This window comes from Microcoleus sp. B3-D2, from assembly GCF_036705345.1.
Taxonomy (GTDB): Bacteria; Cyanobacteriota; Cyanobacteriia; order Cyanobacteriales; family Microcoleaceae; genus Microcoleus.
Map to the genome: position 1 here is coordinate 12,531 of NZ_JAUBUG010000079.1, position 18,661 is coordinate 31,191.

19 protein-coding genes are annotated in these 18,661 nt (G+C 46.4%); 8 read left to right on the forward strand and 11 right to left on the reverse strand.

Translation table 11 applies throughout. The features are described 5' to 3' along the window. Window positions 1-38 precede the first annotated feature (38 nt). On the reverse strand, window positions 39-794 hold the full coding sequence (locus tag QUB14_RS23825; protein ID WP_333219852.1) for a M23 family metallopeptidase: 756 nt from the start codon (window positions 792-794) through the stop codon (window positions 39-41). A gap of 68 nt (window positions 795-862) precedes the next feature. Between QUB14_RS23825 and QUB14_RS23830 the strand changes: the two genes are divergently transcribed. Further along, complete coding sequence (locus tag QUB14_RS23830; RefSeq protein ID WP_333219850.1) at window positions 863-1,267, forward strand: hypothetical protein; 405 nt, start codon at window positions 863-865, stop codon at window positions 1,265-1,267. Then, on the forward strand, window positions 1,268-2,488 hold the full coding sequence (locus tag QUB14_RS23835) for an HhoA/HhoB/HtrA family serine endopeptidase (RefSeq protein WP_190663248.1): 1,221 nt from the start codon (window positions 1,268-1,270) through the stop codon (window positions 2,486-2,488). It begins immediately after the preceding gene. A gap of 305 nt (window positions 2,489-2,793) precedes the next feature. Here QUB14_RS23835 and QUB14_RS23840 read toward each other — a convergent pair whose 3' ends face one another. The 8 genes from QUB14_RS23840 to QUB14_RS23875 form a co-directional block, all read right to left on the reverse strand. Beyond that, the gene (locus QUB14_RS23840; protein ID WP_006635907.1) at window positions 2,794-3,141 is read right to left on the reverse strand and encodes a DUF760 domain-containing protein; all 348 of its coding nucleotides are present in this window, start codon (window positions 3,139-3,141) and stop codon (window positions 2,794-2,796) included. 42 nt (window positions 3,142-3,183) lie between these two features. Further along, window positions 3,184-3,699, reverse strand: coding sequence for an SMC-Scp complex subunit ScpB (gene scpB / locus QUB14_RS23845; RefSeq protein WP_006635908.1), 516 nt, complete (start codon window positions 3,697-3,699; stop codon window positions 3,184-3,186). Window positions 3,700-4,136: 437 nt separating this feature from the next. Then, window positions 4,137-4,427 carry a hypothetical protein gene (locus tag QUB14_RS23850; protein ID WP_333219847.1) on the reverse strand — a complete coding sequence of 97 codons (291 nt, stop codon included), beginning with the start codon at window positions 4,425-4,427 and terminating at the stop codon, window positions 4,137-4,139. A gap of 95 nt (window positions 4,428-4,522) precedes the next feature. Then, on the reverse strand, window positions 4,523-4,720 hold the full coding sequence (locus tag QUB14_RS23855; protein WP_333219845.1) for a hypothetical protein: 198 nt from the start codon (window positions 4,718-4,720) through the stop codon (window positions 4,523-4,525). 587 nt (window positions 4,721-5,307) lie between these two features. Further along, window positions 5,308-5,979 (reverse strand): hypothetical protein, encoded by a 672-nt coding sequence (locus QUB14_RS23860; protein WP_333219843.1) that lies wholly within the window; start codon window positions 5,977-5,979, stop codon window positions 5,308-5,310. 65 nt (window positions 5,980-6,044) lie between these two features. After that, window positions 6,045-6,296 carry a TIGR02450 family Trp-rich protein gene (locus QUB14_RS23865; RefSeq protein ID WP_006635910.1) on the reverse strand — a complete coding sequence of 84 codons (252 nt, stop codon included), beginning with the start codon at window positions 6,294-6,296 and terminating at the stop codon, window positions 6,045-6,047. 628 nt (window positions 6,297-6,924) lie between these two features. Then, window positions 6,925-7,149 carry a hypothetical protein gene (locus tag QUB14_RS23870; RefSeq protein WP_006635912.1) on the reverse strand — a complete coding sequence of 75 codons (225 nt, stop codon included), beginning with the start codon at window positions 7,147-7,149 and terminating at the stop codon, window positions 6,925-6,927. Window positions 7,150-8,659: 1,510 nt separating this feature from the next. Further along, window positions 8,660-10,492, reverse strand: coding sequence for a caspase family protein (locus QUB14_RS23875; protein WP_333219841.1), 1,833 nt, complete (start codon window positions 10,490-10,492; stop codon window positions 8,660-8,662). 282 nt (window positions 10,493-10,774) lie between these two features. Here QUB14_RS23875 and QUB14_RS23880 point away from each other — a divergent pair, with 282 nt between their 5' ends. The 5 genes from QUB14_RS23880 to QUB14_RS23900 all read left to right on the forward strand — a co-directional run bounded on the left by QUB14_RS23880 (window position 10,775) and on the right by QUB14_RS23900 (window position 14,627). Next, window positions 10,775-11,476, forward strand: a complete 702-nt coding sequence (locus QUB14_RS23880) for a V4R domain-containing protein (protein ID WP_006635915.1) — start codon at window positions 10,775-10,777, stop codon at window positions 11,474-11,476. 94 nt (window positions 11,477-11,570) lie between these two features. After that, window positions 11,571-11,837 (forward strand): hypothetical protein, encoded by a 267-nt coding sequence (locus tag QUB14_RS23885; RefSeq protein WP_190736888.1) that lies wholly within the window; start codon window positions 11,571-11,573, stop codon window positions 11,835-11,837. A 170-nt stretch (window positions 11,838-12,007) separates the two neighbouring features. Further along, window positions 12,008-12,478, forward strand: a complete 471-nt coding sequence (locus tag QUB14_RS23890) for a phycobilisome protein (protein WP_333219837.1) — start codon at window positions 12,008-12,010, stop codon at window positions 12,476-12,478. Window positions 12,479-12,556: 78 nt separating this feature from the next. Next, on the forward strand, window positions 12,557-13,219 hold the full coding sequence (locus tag QUB14_RS23895) for a V4R domain-containing protein (protein WP_190656588.1): 663 nt from the start codon (window positions 12,557-12,559) through the stop codon (window positions 13,217-13,219). Between the two features lie 241 nt (window positions 13,220-13,460). Then, window positions 13,461-14,627, forward strand: coding sequence for a pentapeptide repeat-containing protein (locus QUB14_RS23900; RefSeq protein ID WP_333219834.1), 1,167 nt, complete (start codon window positions 13,461-13,463; stop codon window positions 14,625-14,627). Between the two features lie 17 nt (window positions 14,628-14,644). Here the strand turns inward: QUB14_RS23900 and QUB14_RS23905 are convergent, their stop codons facing one another. Further along, window positions 14,645-15,115: a phycobilisome protein gene (locus QUB14_RS23905; RefSeq protein ID WP_333219832.1), complete on the reverse strand. Its 471-nt coding sequence runs from the start codon at window positions 15,113-15,115 to the stop codon at window positions 14,645-14,647. Between the two features lie 38 nt (window positions 15,116-15,153). Beyond that, on the reverse strand, window positions 15,154-15,636 hold the full coding sequence (locus QUB14_RS23910) for a 2Fe-2S iron-sulfur cluster-binding protein (RefSeq protein WP_006635922.1): 483 nt from the start codon (window positions 15,634-15,636) through the stop codon (window positions 15,154-15,156). A 500-nt stretch (window positions 15,637-16,136) separates the two neighbouring features. Between QUB14_RS23910 and QUB14_RS23915 the strand changes: the two genes are divergently transcribed. Continuing rightward, a complete protein-coding gene (locus tag QUB14_RS23915; protein ID WP_333219830.1) occupies window positions 16,137-18,074 on the forward strand; it encodes a serine/threonine-protein kinase in 1,938 nt (645 codons plus the stop codon). The last annotated feature ends 587 nt before the right edge of the window (window positions 18,075-18,661 follow it).

The following is an 18,661-nucleotide window of genomic DNA, read 5'->3' on the forward strand; positions in this document are numbered from 1 at the left end:
TAGAGTAAATCGCTCATATTTCGCTGACACTAACAATCCTATTTTTTAATAGTCGCTTGCAAATAAAGCAGCGGGTCTTCAGCAACCCAACCCAAACCCGAATTGTACCGAACTTCAAAATGCAAATGAGATGGCGGAATGTCCCGTTTTCCCGTCGTCCCGACAGTTCCCAAAACTTCTCCAGACAGCACTTTTTGACCGACTTTTACGGCAATATCTTTCAAATGAGCGTAGCGCGTTTGCTTCCCTGCTTGATGGTTCACCACCACTAAATTCCCGTAATCCCCCTGCGGCCCGGCAAAGGCGACAGTCCCGTCGCCCGCCGCCAAAACCTGCGTACCCTCCGACGCCAAAAAATCTACGCCGCTGTGGAAAAAAAATTCGCGCCGCGCCGGATGCAATTGCCGCCCGTAACGCAAAGCTTCCACTGCTGGGGCGGGCAGCGGAAATCTTTGCACCGATGGCGTTTTATCGGGATTTACAGAAGGCCCGATCGACCTATTCACCGCAGGTACAAACACGGTTTGCCCCAAAGGCCGGCACCCATTCGCCTCAAATAGCAAATCTGCGGGCACTTTGTAAGCTTCTGCCAGTTTTTGCCAATTCCAGCCCGCAGGTACTTCTACCTCGATGCCACTGTACGGAGGAATGACGATCGCACTTCCAGCAGATACTTGAGGGCCCCGCAACGTCGGATTTATTCCGATCAGCGCCGCAGGAATCACATTGTATTGCCGCGCGATGCTTTCTATTGTTTCGCCCTGGGCCACAGTGTGGCGGCGCAATCGAGACATAGCCGGACTCGGGCAATCGCGGGCTGGGTCGGGGTTTTCTAGAGGTGTACCTGAGGGAAGATTTGCAGGTGGGATCTCGGTATTTGCCGCCGTTTGCCCAACGGGTGCGATCGACCAAAGTAGTGCAGAAATCAGCAGAAATAAACGTTTCAAAGTCATTAGATAGAGAAGAAAGTATTCATTTCGGACAATTGACAATTTCTGAGTCGAGTGAAACGGCATATTTGAAAGCTCTAGCCACCCCCCAGACTGTAAATCCCAGGCTAAGCCAAGTTAGGATGAGAATTATTAGTTTTGGTCGCTCTTGGGAAATCAGGCAAAAATTGCTTGTGATGCCCATCAGCGCCTGCCTGTTAACAGGTATGTTCTTGAGGAAGCGGTACGCCCCGCCCCGCTTCCTTCCCGTCGTCAAGACAAAAATGCTTGATTCGGAACCTGTCTGCGGGGATGAAGTATTTAACGGGAGTTATTAAATGAGTTTATCTTTTAAGCAAACGACCCTTTATGTGACTTTGCTGTCGATCGGGGGAGGCCTGGGATGGTTGGGCAATCGCTATCTGCAAGGCTCAAACACTCTGGAAACCGGATTGGTTTTGCCAGTAGTGCGCCAGCAAATCCCCCCCTATGCGTCTCCTCCGGTTCAGGAAAATCGGGCGGTAGATCGCAGCAATCCCAATTTTATTGCTGAAGCAGCCGAAAAAGTTGGCCCGGCTGTAGTGCGGATTGACGCCTCAAGCAAGGTGGCGAATCAAGTGCCGGAAGCTTTCAAAAATCCTTTGTTTCGTCGGTTTTTTGGGGAAAATTTGCCGCAGCCGGAAGAACGAGTCAAGAGAGGTACGGGTTCCGGGTTTATTCTCACTTCTGACGGCCGCATCGTTACTAATGCTCACGTTGTCTCCGGGACGGATACTGTCAAGGTGACGCTCAAAGACGGCCGCGAGTTTGAGGGTAAGGTGCAGGGAGTAGATCCGCTGACGGATGTCGCTGTGGTTAAGATTAATGCTAAGGAACTGCCGCAGGTGGCTTTGGGTCGATCGGACAATATTGTACCGGGACAGTGGGCGATCGCGATCGGCAATCCTTTAGGTCTCGACAATACCGTGACTGTGGGCATTATCAGCGCTACGGGTCGATCGAGTTCGCAAGTCGGCATCCCCGACAAGCGAGTCCGCTTCATCCAAACCGACGCCGCCATCAACCCCGGCAATTCTGGCGGGCCGCTACTCAATGACCAAGGCGAAGTAATTGGCATCAATACCGCTATCCGCGCGGACGCTCAGGGCTTGGGATTTGCAATTCCGATCGAAACCGCCAAACGAGTTTCCGATCAGTTATTTGCCAAAGGTAAAGCCGAACATCCCTATCTCGGCATTCAAATGGTCAGCTTAACGGCAGCCACCAAGGCAGAACTCAACAAACAGCTCGATAATAATAAAATTACCCTCGATCAAGGCGTAGCCGTGACGCGAGTCGTAGAAAATTCCCCAGCTCAAAAAGCCGACTTGCGCGCCGGAGATGTCATTCAAAAAGTTGACGGAATTGCAGTCAACACTCCCGGGGACGTGCAAGAACGGGTGGAAAACACTGTTGTAGGCAAAGAACTCGAACTGGAAATTAACCGTTTAGGTCAAGTTCAGAATATAAAAGTACGTCCGGGTGCTTTTCCCCTATCGGGTAGCTCCGCCGGTGGGTAATACGATTTGAGATTTTCGATTACAGAAGTGGGAATGACTTACGGGATAAGGATTTGGAGCTTACCTACCGTTGCTTTCTTTTGGGAAACTGCTATTAGTGGCAAACGGTCGAGGATGAAAGATAAATCTGATACTTTATAGTCCTGGATGCAGCAACCGGGTTTTTTCACCAAAATCCTCAGTGTAGGGCGAGGGATACCCGGTTAACAGCCCGGTTTCTTAATTCCCTGTGCCTCCATGATTCAGGATTATGGGTTTTTCTGAACAACTTTCATCTTTCTGGCTTCCCCAACCCGTTGATCTTTTTACTTGTCTTTGGGCGAGTTGGGTTGAATCGAGCTGGTGCTTGCTAAATTTTCTTCTAGGTGCATCCTCTGCTCCATTTGCCTCAAAAAATAGCCTGTCATCATCGCTGAAGCTAGCAAACCTGCTAAGTTTTCGCGGTCAGTGGTAATTTCGACGTTAAAATTTTCTGAAGGCAAAACCCCGACAAGTCCTTGAACGTTATGAGAGATAATTTCTCTGATGTCGGGGCTGACGGACTTGGCGACTCGGGCTAGAACCTCCGGGGATTGGTGTTGGAGGTACTTCAGCAGTGGATTGACTGCCGTTTGTTGGGCATTGGATGTGTCAAAGTCAGGGTGAAAAACCATTTGGCGATTCTTAATTTCTGGCTGGTTACATTCTACTTCAAACTACTCGTCATTGCTTGGGTACAAATTTGCCTGAAAGTCAATTTGCAATTGTTTTGGCAGTTGGTCTACTTGAAAGTACCGATGAAATTTCTCGGTAACTTGTAACCAATATGACCGCCCCTCAGCAGGCCGCCGTTTGCGGACGAAACCCATTTCTACAAGTTCCTGCACTTGTTGGTAAGCTCCTGAACCTCGCAAGTTAACTAAATCTGGCTGAGCGATGCCACCTTTGAGGGCGATCGCAGCCAGCGTCCGCAAAGCTCCAACACCTAATTCTGGAGGTATTAAAGTTTGCATTAAACTGGCAAACTCTTCTCTGAGTTGCAGGCTGTATCCCGTGGGGGTTTCGACGACTTCTAATGCACTGTCGCGGTGGGACGAGTCAGACATGAGTTCGATGATGGCGTCTTCGGCTTCGGCTCGATCGCATTTGGCAATCTCGGCAATTTCTGCGATCGACACTGGCTGACCTTTTAGGTAAAGTATGGCTTCTATTGTTGTGGCTAAGCGAGTCATTTGGGAATTAGTAATTAGGAATTGGGACGTTGAAAGAATAAGGAGGAAGCAAGAAAGAAGAAGGAATCAGCAAAACAACAGCTATCCGTATCTCACTAACTTCCTTGTCGTGAATAATGAGAATTGGTAAGAAACATTCCCCTTACACAAATGATTAATAGTGTAGGTTAGGTTGAGGAACAAAACCAAACTATTTCAATTTTATTTTTTTTTATCTCAGTCCGGGACGCATAAAATTTATATATAGGGTGCGTCATGGCGCCCCTAACCGCTAGAAGTAGAGCGTTAAACTTTTTTTGCTTCCCGGGATTCCGATGATTTTGCTAAAAAAATAGCATTGTTAATCGGCAATTTACCACGTTAGAGTATCAAATTTAGCAATTAGCTATTTATCAATCTCACTGTCGGCCCGTCAGCTATTCTACCAAAATATCCTCTCAATTAGAAGGAATAACCATCCTTCCATTTTTATCATCTTTGCCATCCCGATAAAAATCCGGTTCTTCCCGAGTAGGAAAAAACTTATATTTCCAGCGAACGCCTATTTGTTTCATCACTAACCCTTGGTCATGTTCCTGCCGCAGTTGGGCCAACGTTCCTAGTCTAATTAGCCTGCCGCCGTCCATAATGCCGATGCGATCGCACAAATACTCCACTTCATCCATATAATGCGTTGTCAACAGCATTTTCATTCCCTGCTTGTTCAAATCTCGAATAATTTCCCACAATCACCGCCTTTGCGGGTCTAACCGTACCGTCGTTTCCTCCAAAAATAAGATTTGCGCCTCCTGCCAAAGTTCTCGGGTAATTTGCAAACTTTGGTTCATTCGCCCCACAATTTTTTTACTAAATCATCTCGCCTTTCTGCTACTTCTACATATTCCAACCACTGTTTAATGAACTGTTGCCGTTTCTGGTTGGGAATGTGGTGCATCGACCCGTGAAACTCCATATTTTCCCATACTGAAAGCTGATTATCAACACTGATTTGTTGAAGCAACACGCTTATGCACTGTTTCACTTGCAAGCTTTGCCGCATCACGTCATATCCAGCTACCTAAATTTGACCGCTGCTGGGCTTAGTCAGGGTAGCCAGCATCCGAATTGTGGTCTATTTTTCGGCACCTTTGGGGCCTAGGAAACCGAACATTTCTCCGGCTTCAATCCTGAACGAATGGTGATTGACAACGAGGATTTTGTTGTAAATATTGCAGGCTTTTTGCAGATAAAGACACACAGACATAGGTATTTTGGTATAATTTACTGGAAACAAAGCTCTTTCTTCTCAGTCATATCATGTCAGGTAAATTAACCACAATACTGGTTGGGGCGAGTTTCACCAACAATCTGTAATTCACATCCACCATATTTATAAACCCGCCCCAACCAGGCGACAAAATTTTATAACGGGCAATTCAACAGACATTATATAATTCCTGGAGGCAGAAACCGGGTTCCATCTACTAAAATCTCTGGTGATATTCATCGGTACTGATACCAGAAAAACCCAGTTTATCTGCTATTTATACACGAGTTTTTTTAGTGTAACTACTCTGAGTGTCATCTGCCGGTAGAAAACTGATTTTTTTTACAGCTTGCAGTACCCACTTATTGCGGTTGAGTTAAGTCTGGTTTCAATTCCATCATCCTGCTGTCTAATTTGCGCGCTGCTTCGCTAATCGGTATAGCGGGTTGGCTGCCGTCGAGATATATTATCATCAGACAACTTCCTATTTTTCCCCGTCGAAACAGCGCAACTTCGACATTCAGTGTTACACCTTGTATTTTTCCTTGAGTTGTCCACCCACCTGATACCTCGCCAATCTTGTCTTCTAAGGTTAAAGCGGTAAGATTAGCAAACTGATATTCGTTGTTACCACTGTTTAAACGTTGGGAGAACTGTTGTGCAAAACTCCCTTCACGGATTTGAGCATCAAAGGTAGCTCGATCGATCCGGTTGGGCAGTGGCGTTGTAAATCCTCCAACTATTTGAAACTGTTGATCGTCGTTCTTCTGATAAGCAAACACGCTTCCTGGTTTCAACCTATTGAGACGGCTGACCAGTTTTTGGATCGTCGCAGGTGGCATTTCTGTAAAACCTGCGGGCAAGTCTTGTAAAGTCAGGACTAGGTTGGACAAGTCCCCTGCGGGAGTTGGAATATCGGCAGACAGAATATTGCTGCGATCGATCGCCTTGGTTGCGAGCGACACTTCGGAAAATCCACCGCCCAATGCAGCACTAATTAGCAAACACACCAATAAGACAACTTTTTTTTTCATTATTTTACCCTGTTGCTATTAGTCATTACCCCTGTCTACCTCACTCTACCCCACAGCGCTGTCTTTTAGTCTGCTGTTTCTAATTCCTCTAATTCTTGCGTAGACTGCCATCCAGCTTGCCAGAGCGATCTGTCTTTGAGTTGTGCGGCGTTGAGCCAAAAACGCACACTTGGATCGCAAGCAGCCACCATTTCTGCAAATACCCATTTACCTTCGTTTTTTCGGTTGACCACTTGAAAGTGTCGCCACCCCCAAGTTTTTTGGTGTGAAGTCCATCGGGAACCAACTAAATAAGGAAATTTTTGTTTTTTGCTCACAGTATTTTTGTGGAAAAATATATTAGAAAGCAAGTGAATTGTAATAACTCGTTCTGTTTGATGATATTAGTTCCTTTTTAAAGCTCGTCAAATCCTCTCCCCCTCTCCCCATCTCGAACATAACAGATAATATAGAGGTGCTGCAGCTTACATGAGAGTTTACCTAAACTCTATCTGCAAGTAGATGCGTTTACGGTAACTTGCAGCATTTCCCCCTCGGGGTTCAAAAGTAAGGGCAGTTCAATGACTGCCCCTGTAATTAGTTATACCTATTGAATAGGATAATTTTTCAGGCGATCCACAAATAGCCTATTTATCCAATACGAGCTAAATCGTGAATCTCAAATCTAAAAGCAAATAACCCAGGTTATAGTTGTGCACAATAATCCGTTCTGTGAAACTTAGCCAAATCTACTGTGAGAGCAGGTTTGACGCTCACTTCCTGCTTCGACCAAGGCGGTCGGCCGCTTCTTGTCCACAGGCGTGTTTTCGAGCCCAACTTTCCCTACAAACATTTTTTCAATCTTAATCGTGTTTCATTGATCCTGTACAGCTCAATAAAAAAGCACTTTTAGGTAAGATTGACTAATTTCTTTGATTCTGCCGCTACCTCTTGATTACTTCCCTGTTAAGGCTTTTGGCCGGATAAGTCCAGAGGAAGTTGGGGAAGCCGGAGGCGAACCGCATTTGTTTGCAGCCACAGAGTGATGGCGTGCTTGCGTTGCGGAGTCACATACTCTCCCGGTCGGATCACGCCAGCACAGACGCCGATGTTTTTAATAAGGGTTTCTCGCTCCGATGAACTTGCACCCTGTAGCAACCTGACTTGGGCTTTGATAAAATCCACGTTCATAGCTGAAAGTAAAAGTAAGTAAAGAACTCAGTTAAATAGCGATGCTTTGGTTCCGATTGTAACTCTAAAACCACTTGCTATGAATCAAATTGATTCAACATCCCCAGGATGGGGATCGGGGCGTCTAGAGCTAGCCAACTTTATTTACTTTATCTGTTTTTGCTAGCAAAAGTGTCACTATGCTAGCAGTTTTGGCACAATTATTTATAGTTAAGAACTGTTACAAATTTGGCTCAATTTCCACAATACGGCAGAGTTTAGTGCTAACGCTACTCTCCGGAACTCAAAAAGTTCAGCATTGTCTCCAACTCCTTGCCTTCCTAGGTTTTACCCTCCCCGATTGGGAAGCGATCGCTCGGGGAACATTCCTCTTCGAGCGCCCCTCTTAACACCCGGACACTGCCACATCACCCTATTGATTTAGATCGTCCCGTAGGCTTGGCTGGGGCTATAACTTCAGGCATACGTGTTGTTACCGGGGCTACAATAAGCGAGTAAGTTTTTATTCTTGTTTCTCAAGGATATATTTTTTGGATTTTCTTGCAAACCCCTTATTTGTGTTAATTAAGGCAGCTTAGCGATGTCCGGGGAAAGGAAGACTCGCAGCTTGCCAATCCAGGTATTTTGTGATGTCTGGCGGTGAATCTGTATTCCTGAATTCCTTAGGGGCGATCGCTCGTTCGCTAGAATTGCCAATAACTGCTCATTTTGTATAATTCATAACATATCGCTCACTGCTAAGAATTTAAAAACAGCACAAGTTTAAACAGTCTTCCACCCCTTGACCGCTCCTAATAGCCCACCAAGAGGGGTAAAACAAATTCACTCTGCATACCCTATTATTTAAGGCGATTTTGCCTTTGCCAGTGGCGCTTGATAGCCATTCAATCTTGCCCAATTTGCTAGTTATTAAAGTAATGATTAACTCTATATTAAGCTAATAAGTCTAATTGATACAATCCAAAATTTAACTATTTTAATTGCCCATTAAAATTAACTCATTTACGACTTATCGAGCGACTTATCTTTTCAAATAAATATCTTTACAGCCATCTTTATTGTTAAAAAAAAATGGTTTTTGAAGTTGGAAGCGTCGGTTTAGGGAACTCTGCACGTGTATTAAAGATATTAATTAACGGACGTTACACCATTTGAGGATTATTGTGGGGAGTAGGGGTTAGGCCTCCCACCTGCTGTGAAAATACACGCCTTCGGAATACGAGAACCCATCCCATAAAAAAAAATTAAAATCATCCCGCTATTACGCAACCCCAATTAACCAGCCCATAAGATATCTTTCACTCTACAAAAACGAACCGACCAGGCAGCATATAAAATACCCTCGCACAGAAGTTGCGGAGGGGCAATGCTTAATAAAATTATTGGTTTTAAATTATCGATGTGTAGATCTATTTTTGCAGTATCAAGAGGTATCGAGCGACCTATCGACCTATTTCGGCCAGTCGCTAAGATAATTTCCCGGCGAGAAACCGAGAAATTATCAACTAAATCAACCTTTTTTCTGGCGTTGGAGCTTAGTTTTCCAATTGGCGATCTCTTTCTGAGCAGGCTGATAACTCTGAGTACCCGACGGCACCAGCGAAGCAGCTTCAACTGCCTCTTTAAGCTTTCCTTGAGAACCGCGCAACTGAGCAATTTTGAGAATACTTTCGCTCCATTCTCCAATTAACTGTTGAGCTTCTTCATACTTCGGCTGACCGGGTGGAATTTTATTAGCTTGCTGGATGCCTTTACTGTAAGAAGAGGCAACCCCCCGCTTAATTTGACCCTTAGCAGCCGATAGCAAAGCAATATTTACATCCTGGTCTTTGGATAGCTCCTCCCACTGAGCGATCGCCTGTTTCGACTGATTGTAAACAGGCTGATTGACATCAGGCATCAATTTAGCCGCCCCGATCGCCCCCTGGAAGTCGCCCCGAGCAGCGCGCCCGTTAGCTATATCCAAAATTGTCAAACTCCAGCGCTCAATATCCTGCTGAGCCTGCGGGTAGAGCGGATCGCTAGCCGGAATCGTTCGAGCCTTAACCACTGCTTTATTAAAACTAGAAGCCGAACCATCCTTGAGGAAAGTTTTCGCCTCAGCCCACACCTGCTGGCTCGATGGTGGCTGCTTGGTTCCAGTCCCCGCTTGCACCGCCCGCGGTTGGTTCTGCGAGCCCCCAGTACCAGTAAATTTTTGAGATCCAGAGTTTTGGGCATTTTTAGCAGGCGATCGAGGATCTCCTTCTTGCTGACCAACAAAAATTGATTTGTTCGTCACAAAAACACCCAACAGCAACACCAAAGCCGTAGCTGAACTCCATAAAACTAGCTGCTGCAAAAATGACTTATCCGACCCCCCGTTATGCTCATCCTCCGGCTTTTGCAAGTTCGGTCGATCGCCCCCCCGATCGGCAGGGGCCACAGCATTTGGCTGCGACACAGGCGGCTTCTCAACCGGCAAATCCTGAGCATTGCGAACTGCCGGAGGCAGATCTATTCGAGCCGTAGCTGTCGCCATTTGCGGGCGATCGAACCCATCAGCCGTACCAACCGTCATATTGCCGTTGCGTCCGGCCAACGCAGAAGTTGGTACCCCTGAAGCATCCGGCAAAATCACCAAATTAGCCTTCCCCGGAGGATTCACAACCATCAAAGGTTCTTGTTTCGGACGCAAATGGTGGTCACACAGCTCCGGCAGTCGCTCGCTCAAAAAACGGTCTAAACCCTTAATGGTCATGCACTGTCCCGATCGTAGCCCCTCCAAAAGCGCCGTCGTAAAAAACCCCTGACGCAAAGCCGAAGTTTCCCGCGAAACTTGATTCGGGCGGCAAGAAAGCACCGTTGGGATTTCCAGTGCCCGCGCCAGCTCGACCGTTTGAGAGCCGATCGTTTCCCCCGCTTTCACAATCTGGCTGCGGTTCATATCAACCAGCACCAATACCGTTTCCGTAGGAGCGTTTTTCAGAGTATTCAACAGCAACTCTACCGGAATCCCCGTACCCTGAATGTCAGCCGGATTGCCGTCAACAGGCATCAAATAATCCTTACCTTCATAGCTGACACCGTAGCCGCTAAAAAAACACCAGAGTAAATCTCCCTGTTGCACATGTTCCGCGCAGAGGCTTTGGGTCAATCTCAGAATATTTTCCCGATTTGGATATGTAGATTGACCCCACAGCGACGGCGAGCTATCGGTCATCAGCAGACATCCATCCGACGCAAAACCCGCCTCCTCAGTCAAAAAACCGTACAGAGCCTCTGCATCCTCTTGGGCATAACTCAAAGGCTGGAGTAACTGATATTGATTGATGCCTATTGCAATACAAGCGTGATTTTTCATCCCCATATGCCCTATATATATAGTGGACAGCTTGCACAAAACGATAACACATAGCCGTTTAAGGTTATACCCACTTCCGTCAGCACTCAGAGAGCAGTTGTCCGAAGGCAGAACTCCCAACAAGCCCCCAAATTTAGCATCCTAGAATTTTTAATTTTTATATTGCAGTGAAAAATTATACCCTGTGCCTGCCTTTAGAAAAATAAAGTTAAATTGGATACACAGGCCAGTCTATTTGACTCTAATTTTCACCAAACTACACCAAAAAGGAATAACCCGCCAATGGTCTCTACCGCTAAAAAAGAAATCTCCACCCACAGCGAATCGCTACTGAAGCAAAAGCATCCTAAAACTCACAGCCACTATAGGTTTCAGGATTTTTTTGCCTTCGATCGCCAGATGGGTACAATTGACGACTGGAATCAGTCGCGCAACATTTTTACCAGCGAAGACTTCATTATCGGTTTGGTGGAGGGGCTTGAAGAAGAAGTCGGCCCCGCGTCCTCTGTCATCATGTATACTATTGGTTGCCAGTGGGGACTCCAAGATTCCGAATTTTTTCAAAAATGGTTTAGTGCCGAATACAGCCAGAACATTCGCCAGTCAAATCTCATGTTTCTGCTAGAAACTTGGTGGTGGCCTTTCACGGCTCAAGGTTGGGGTCGCTGGGAAGTGGACATGAGCGATCGCAAACACGGCTGCATCTTCATCAACCTCTTTGACTCAGCAGTTGCTCGCACGTTGGGAGACGTAGGCAAACCGGTTTGTCACCTATACGCTGGTTTGTTCGCCGGTTTTTTCGGCTCTCTAGTCAAAAAGCCTCTGAGCTGCATAGAACTCCAATGTTACTCAATGGGAGAAACCTATTGCAAGTTCCTGCTTGGCAACCCAGATAAAATTGATGCAGCAGCATTCTGGCTCAACGAAGGTGCCAACGCCCGCGATATTCAAAATCGACTGCAACACGGTGAAATATTGCGGTAAACAACCTGGAAAGGCACATCCCCTGCCCTGCCTTTCCTCCCACCAATTTCGCGATTGAAAGTGCGATGGTGGATTTCTCCAGGCAGGAAGAAAGATGAAAAGTCAAACTTCATGGTTGGACCAATCTGTCCAAGAATTCTTTGGTCACTATAATTGGCTGGGAAAATCTTTAGAAACCCCAACTGGCTCGACCCCCGGTCAACTTCTGAGTTTAACCCAGCCAGTAGCAGACTTTTTTCAAGCTATTTCTTGGGAAGGGATTCCGGAAGTAGGTGCCCTACCCCTACCGCCACCCGTGCCAGTAATTTCTATTTCTGAACAAGCAGAAGTCACCATTGATGACCTATTTGACCTGTTTTAATCTCTGTACGGACTGGAAAATAAAAAATAGGGCAATCCCTCCTCCATCTTCCCTCACCCCTCTTTCCTCATCCCTCAAAATCAATTAGTTAAATCCGTTAAATCCCGTACATTGCTCGTTGCCGAATTTCCTTCCTTTTATCAATTACCGATTACCACTTAATTAAAATCATGCACCCTGAGATTGAGGCGCTGCTGGATCAGGCAGAAAACCGCTTTTTAAAAGGCGAAGAACTCATGGCTTTTAAGCGTCAAGCTGTAACCCTTGTCCAGCGCTTAAAAATTTACGAATTTTTGCGAGAGAAGGAAGCAAGCATCTTCCAACCAGTAGCCAACAAACTACAAGAAACATTACCCGACGAAAAACAAGAAACCTTAGAACGATCGCTCAAACACTGGGTTTTAGTCTTGCGGTACTGCGCTATGGCTATGCTGCTGAACGATCAAAATTTTCTAGAACAGCGCCTTGTAGACTGGCTTTCCGGCATAGTCGAAGCCCACCAAACTCACAATATCGAAGCAACTGTTTGCAATCTGCTGCAAACTCGTTTAAAAGAATTGCTTTCCGAGCAAGCCCGCGCTATATTGCAACCATTTTTCGACCAAGCACAGTCAATTATTATTGACCAAGGTAATAAATAATCAGCTTTCTTCCCAATTTCCAATTCCCGATTCCCAATTCCCAATTTCCGATTCCCGATTCCCAATTCCCAATTTCCGATGATTAATATTGCCGACTTACTCAAACAGCCCCGACTCCCTGGAAACTACTTTGCCAGCGATGCCTACGTCCGAGGCGACCTCGAACTCGGCCTCCTCGAAAACCGCCGGGGTGATCGGCTCTTAGCACTCCCAGAAACACTGATTCAAGCCATTTATATCGGCTTAGAACAAGAAACTGGTCAAGCCTCCCGCCTCGTGCTTTTCAACTGCGGTCGCTGGTGGGGTAAAAACTTCTACGTGCGTTTTTGCGAAGAAGTCAGCGAATACTACGGTCAGCCAGTTTCTGAAATGGAAATGGTAGAATTTCTTCAGTCCTTGCAGCAGTGTTGGAAAACTCATGGATGGGGAACCTTTGAGCTTGACCCCAGCTATTCGGAACATGGATTTTTAATAGTAAAAATTGCTAACTCTCTTTTTGCTAAAACAGCCCCCAAGTCTAAGCGACCAGCCTGTTTTTTAGAAGCAGGTATTTTAAGTGCGTTCTTTAGTCAGCTTACGGGTCGAGAACTTCACTGCCTGCAAACATCCTGCGAATCATTGGGTTCGGACTGCAACCGCTTTATTTTAGGGCTGCGCGATCGCCTACAACCTGGCGATTCTATGGTCGAAGAAGGAAAAGACCATGAAGCTATTCTCAGTCAACTTTTCCAAAAAAACTGACTAATTTGACAGCTATTACTTTGTTGCTAATAGCTGTCAAATGATTGTTGGGCAACCATATTATCCACTGTATCATCAAAACTGTGAGTTAAATAATAAAAAAGAGCCTGAGTCAAAAAATCCGGTTTTAGCAATTTAAATAAAACCTGATTATAACGAGCAGCTAGAAAATTCATAACTTACTCTAGAAACTCATAAAATTTAAAAGCAATCAAAACCTCAAACATTTTGCTAGAACTTAATGGACGCCAATGAACTTCTAACTCGATATGCAGCCGGCGAAAGAGATTTTAGACTGGCAAATCTGCGCGGCATTGTGTTGAGTCCGATCGATTTATTCCGTTCCAACGATGCCCCAACTCTAATTTTGGCAAACCTCAACCAACACCAGCAACGACCCTACTTAATTGGTGCTAACCTCAGCGGGGCGGACCTCACCAAAGCCCATTTGAGCAGAGCCAATCTCAGCAAAGCTGACCTCAGCGGAGCCAATCTCACCGGTGCTAACCTCATGGCAGCTAGTCTGAGCGGCGCCAATCTCATCGGTGCCAATCTCACCGGCGCCAACCTCGCCGGAGCTCATCTGAATTGGGCAAACCTGACCGGAGCAATTCTTCCCAATGCTAATCTCATAGGTGCAGATATGAGCGCCGCAAACCTCACCAAAGCGGTTCTCACCGAGGCCAATCTCAGTAAAGCCTATCTGATTAAAGCCAATCTCAACGGGGCCAACTTCAAAGATGCTTACTTAAGTCTAGCGAGTCTGAAAGAGGCAGACTTGACCGAAGCACAGCTCACCGGAGCCGAATTATCCAAAGCCAACCTAGCGGGAGCCAACTTAACCCGTGCTAACCTCAGCAAAGCCAACCTTTTGAAAGCTAATCTCAGGCGAACTAACCTCACTCAAGCCTATTTAAACGGCGCGTGCTTGATCGGATCAGACCTTAGCGAAGCTTGCTTGGATAGAGCCAATTTGTGCAAAGCAGACCTCAGCAAAACCTACCTGAGAAACATTACTTTGAATGGCAGCCACTTAAGCGGTATTAACCTCAGCGGGGCCGACCTCAGCGGTGTAGACTTGAGTCGCAAACTTTTAACTGGAATTAATATGGCAGAGGCTTTGTTAAACGAAGCCAACTTGAGCGGTGCTTATCTGATGGAAGCTAACTTGAGCGGGGCAAACCTCAGCAAAGCCAACTTGAGTCTAGCCTACCTGATCAATGCCGACCTTTCTAATTCTTGTTTGCATGAAATTAACTTGAGCAAAGCTAACCTGAGTAAAGCCAACTTGCAGAAAGCTGACTTGACAGGAGCCAACCTCCGGGGAGCCATTCTCACTGAGGCGGATTTGACGGGAGCGAAGTTGATTGGAGCCACTCTTCCTAATGGCACAGTTTATCGGCGTTAAGTTGTCAACCCCCTTGATTATTTGCCGAGTAAAGTGCGGTTGATGTCCAAAATCGGAAAAAATAGGTTCCTTTCTTCCACCGTGAGATATTGTTTGAGGACCTTTTTCATCACCTCGTAGGTCACGGTTGCACTATTTCTAACTTGAACAGCGCCTAAAATAGTTTGCAACCAAAGTAGTAGCCGATCGCGCAATCGTTCCGTATCATTAATCAACAGTGCTGCCGCCGAATGCCTCAACACCTGCACAATATCTCCACGGCACTTTTCAGTGACATCGTTACCCCCCCGCCGAAATAAACTAGGGTCTAGAGACAGCATTTGTGCTTCCACTTGCCGTATAATTTCTGTTTCAGAGGCTTGAATTTTTTTATAAGCACTCATCCGGTGATTCAAAGACTGAAAGTAGTCTTTCAAAAATTGGAGTTCTTCTGCACTGGCGTAGCGTCCGTCTGCTTCCATGCTCAAACGCGCAAGTTGGCTCAACATAGATTTTTCTCTACTACTAAAATACAAACATATCAGTTTTAAGCTTCTTTAGTCCGAACTAAATACTGTCCTACTTGAAAGCGGGTTTCATTAAGCTGTGTAACGATAGAACGAGTAATTAACTTACCTGATTCTACAACTACTTGACCCGTAATTGGGTGTAATAAATCTTGCTGGGCCCGGCGGCCGATCAGAGCTTCGACATTTTCAATAGCATTAATGTACATCCCCGCAGGCAACTGTACAACCACACCCTCGCCCATAATTTGAGCCTGACAAGCAAGTCGCGAATTGGCTTTAGCCGTAGTAATGACTTCCAACGTCCTTCTCTCGCGCCGGTTCATGTCCGACAAGCCTTCCATGCCTTCTTTAATGTAAACATGGCAGGTAGCGCACATTCCCCGCCCCCCGCATTCCTTGAGAACGTCTAAGTCTTTGGAAAGTAAGGCAGACAGGATATTTGATCGGGTCTCGACTGCTATTTCCTCCGCAATTGGATCTAGTTTAATAATTTTAACCATATTGATGTTTGCTCCTGTCAAGTTCAGTATTTAGCAAGTTACGATCAACTTATTCAAAGCGCAAAAAAATTTGGCTAACACTCAAAAAGGTTAAGATGCCTTGACGACAGCATCGGCTTCTGGCTCTCTAACCCCTATGGCATAACCGCACTTCTGTTTTGGTCATCACTGTTCCCTCGCCCCGATTCCCCAGCTTAGCCTTGAAAAGCTAAAACCTTAGATACTTTCTAGATGGCATTGAAAAAACTGTAATAGTCGCGATCGACTAAAATAGCAGCCACAGGTAGTTCCCGAGCGGGTATCGGCATCCGGCAAGATTGATAGTGATTCCGAAGCTCAATGATTTTAGTAGGTGCGACTGTGCGATCGCTCTCAAGGAGGCTGAGAATGAACCTGAGATAACATAGGCTGTACCTGGCGAGCGATTCAAAAATTTGAATTTTTGTCAGAATTATTTACATATTTTAATACTAGCTCAAGCTTTTTCTATAATTAGACCGATGCAACATTCTAAGTACCGCATTTTAGGGCTAGTCGGACAAGGACAATTTGGTCGAGTTTTTTGTGCCAGCCTTCGAGAAGCTCCCCCCCAGGACTCCCGCCTCACCAGCCAACTGGTTGCTCTCAAAGAACTTAGTCATCAAAAAGCCCCAACTAGCGAATTCTTGCGAGAGCTGTGGTTTCTGATCACCTTGCAGCACCCGAACATTGTTACCTGCCGAGCTCTAGAACACACAGCTACAGGCAGGTACTTGGTTATGGACTACTGCGAGGGAGGAACCCTCCGCAACCTGCTCAAACAAGACCGCCCCTTGCGTCTGCTCGAAGGTTTACAGCTAGTCATGGAAGTTTTAGCCGGCTTAGACTACGCCCACCGCCGAGGCGTTGTTCACTGCGACATCAAACCCGAAAATATCCTCCTAACTTTAGGAGCAAAAGGTTGGTCGCCCCGACTTTCTGACTTTGGCATCGCGCGTCGGCTGCCAGAAATTGGTACCACTCGCCTCCACCAAGAAATTTCTCCCGACGCTACCGTAGGTTCCCCCGCTTACATGGCCCCTGAGCGGTTTTACGGTCTTTTTTCCCCGATGTCAGATATATATGCAGTAGGAATTCTGCTGTTTGAATTGCTAATGGGCTACCGCCCTTTCGGGGGAACCCCCGGAGACTTGAGGTGGGCCCACCTGAATCAACGCTTGCAATTTCCCGACGCCATCCCCGAACCTTTGCAAGCAATAGTCAAAAAATCTTTAGAAAAGCTGCCCGCCCGCCGTTTTGCCAGTGCTTCCCAAATGGCTCAAGCTCTGCGGCTGATCATGTACGACCCCGCTGTCAGGCAATTGGGCGACTGCATTATTCCTTGGGAAAACCCCACAACCAGTGGTGATAAAAGCCTGAAGTCTGAAACTGAGTCTTTGCTAGAATTTGAAGAGGAAAAAGCATCACTGTCGGCGATTAATTTACTTCGGACTGTGGGCTATTCGCTTTCGCAGCCCAAGCCACTGATACTTCCAGCACCGTTGACCGCTTTAATTGCCACTGAAACGTATCTCTATGCTGCTGTAGGTACAGAGGTGAAGGTTTGGTCTCAGCCGGGAAAACAGCTAGTTACAGAAGAAATGTCTATTTCTATTTCATTAATGCCGGAAATCGTGCGCGGCATTTTACCTGTTTCCAACGGCTGCTGCGTTCTCACTCCGCAAAAACTTTACTGGCTCAATGAGCGCTCTTGGGAGCCTCAGTGCTTGCTGGATATGGGTTTGAGGCAAGGTCCAGATGCTTTAAAAGCAGCGGTAGACTCTTACGGCAACTGGTTGACAGTAGCGGTTCCCGGCGAACTGCGTTTTTATTCTTTAGCTGCAAACAGCACTGCTGGCGATCAGAAAAAAGCCCTGAAGCTGATCGCTACTGTGCCGTTACCAGAACACTATTTACCAGAATTAAAGTTTTTGGATCGGCGACACGTCTTAGCAGTTTGGCCGGACAACGAACCAAAAAATCCCCAAACTATTTTTAGAGTTTACACTCGCCGCGGCACGTCGGTGGGTTCTGTGCGGTTGTCTGCCAGCGTGGGACAGATGCTGTTGACACCTGAGCCTTATACTTTGCTAGGAATTCCTCAAGGTGGTAAAGCGGCGGTGCTGTTGATGAAATTGTGGCCGCTCAAGGTAGCACGAATTCCTCTTGAAAGTTTGCCCGTGTCTGCTTGTGTGGCTAATTGGGGATGGGTGTTGGCAGATGTTGGGGGGCAGATAGAAGTGTTAAACAGTCAAGGGATTCAAGTAGGGAGTTTTAGCAGCCCCGCCTCACCCCGGGCGATAGCTCCCTGGGGCAATAGAGGTTTGGTGATTGCTGTCAATACTGAGGAAGAAAGTCACTTGCACTTTTTAGATGTAGATGTTGAGGAGAGCAAGTCGCCCTCGATCGTCAAAGGCTGAGAACTGGCGTAACTGAAGGAGTTTGGGGGTGTAATTCAGGAGAGTGTATTTGCGGGCGATCGATTCGTGGGAGTTTGAGCAGGGTTAGAGTACCGTGTCGTGTCAACTTCTGGATTTGGAATCAGAGGAATTGTTAAGGGCGATCGGCTCAATCTGAGATCCAAACGTCCCTCAGTAAAGTCCAAGAAATGCAGACACCACTTACATATATATATATGACTCATGCACCAGCCTGCTTCTGTCATCCTAACCGCAGGATGCAGCCTCACACCTAAACTTTGCCTTACCTATACTCCAACTAAGCCGCATCATCATGTTGAACCACTGAGTGCTTCTACCCATGCGCGGGAAATTGTCAGGACCAAAGCCGTATTTTGGTCCAAAAAAAGACCCCCTAGTTAAAAGAGGAGTCAGCCAGGGGATACCGCAGCGGTGAAGGACAGCCGAAACCCTTGGTGTATATAGGTTCAAAAAAAAGTCAAAAATATTTTCGCAAAACGCTTGACAACCCTGGGGAGAGTTGATACATTAATAAAGCGCCAGAAGAGAGGCGGTTCAAACAACCGCGAACTAAAGGCAAAAAACTG

Excerpts from the sequence above, each read along its gene's own strand:
- QUB14_RS23825 (WP_333219852.1), bottom strand. The coding sequence starts at position 794 with ATGTCTCGATTGCGCCGCCACACTGTGGCCCAGGGCGAAACAATAGAA.
- QUB14_RS23835 (WP_190663248.1), top strand. The coding sequence starts at position 1,268 with ATGAGTTTATCTTTTAAGCAAACGACCCTTTATGTGACTTTGCTGTCG.
- QUB14_RS23840 (WP_006635907.1), bottom strand. The coding sequence starts at position 3,141 with ATGGTTTTTCACCCTGACTTTGACACATCCAATGCCCAACAAACGGCA.
- scpB (WP_006635908.1), bottom strand. The coding sequence starts at position 3,699 with ATGACTCGCTTAGCCACAACAATAGAAGCCATACTTTACCTAAAAGGT.
- QUB14_RS23860 (WP_333219843.1), bottom strand. The coding sequence starts at position 5,979 with ATGAAAAAAAAAGTTGTCTTATTGGTGTGTTTGCTAATTAGTGCTGCA.
- QUB14_RS23870 (WP_006635912.1), bottom strand. The coding sequence starts at position 7,149 with ATGAACGTGGATTTTATCAAAGCCCAAGTCAGGTTGCTACAGGGTGCA.
- QUB14_RS23875 (WP_333219841.1), bottom strand. The coding sequence starts at position 10,492 with ATGAAAAATCACGCTTGTATTGCAATAGGCATCAATCAATATCAGTTA.
- QUB14_RS23880 (WP_006635915.1), top strand. The coding sequence starts at position 10,775 with ATGGTCTCTACCGCTAAAAAAGAAATCTCCACCCACAGCGAATCGCTA.
- QUB14_RS23885 (WP_190736888.1), top strand. The coding sequence starts at position 11,571 with ATGAAAAGTCAAACTTCATGGTTGGACCAATCTGTCCAAGAATTCTTT.
- QUB14_RS23890 (WP_333219837.1), top strand. The coding sequence starts at position 12,008 with ATGCACCCTGAGATTGAGGCGCTGCTGGATCAGGCAGAAAACCGCTTT.
- QUB14_RS23895 (WP_190656588.1), top strand. The coding sequence starts at position 12,557 with ATGATTAATATTGCCGACTTACTCAAACAGCCCCGACTCCCTGGAAAC.
- QUB14_RS23900 (WP_333219834.1), top strand. The coding sequence starts at position 13,461 with ATGGACGCCAATGAACTTCTAACTCGATATGCAGCCGGCGAAAGAGAT.
- QUB14_RS23905 (WP_333219832.1), bottom strand. The coding sequence starts at position 15,115 with ATGTTGAGCCAACTTGCGCGTTTGAGCATGGAAGCAGACGGACGCTAC.
- QUB14_RS23910 (WP_006635922.1), bottom strand. The coding sequence starts at position 15,636 with ATGGTTAAAATTATTAAACTAGATCCAATTGCGGAGGAAATAGCAGTC.
- QUB14_RS23915 (WP_333219830.1), top strand. The coding sequence starts at position 16,137 with ATGCAACATTCTAAGTACCGCATTTTAGGGCTAGTCGGACAAGGACAA.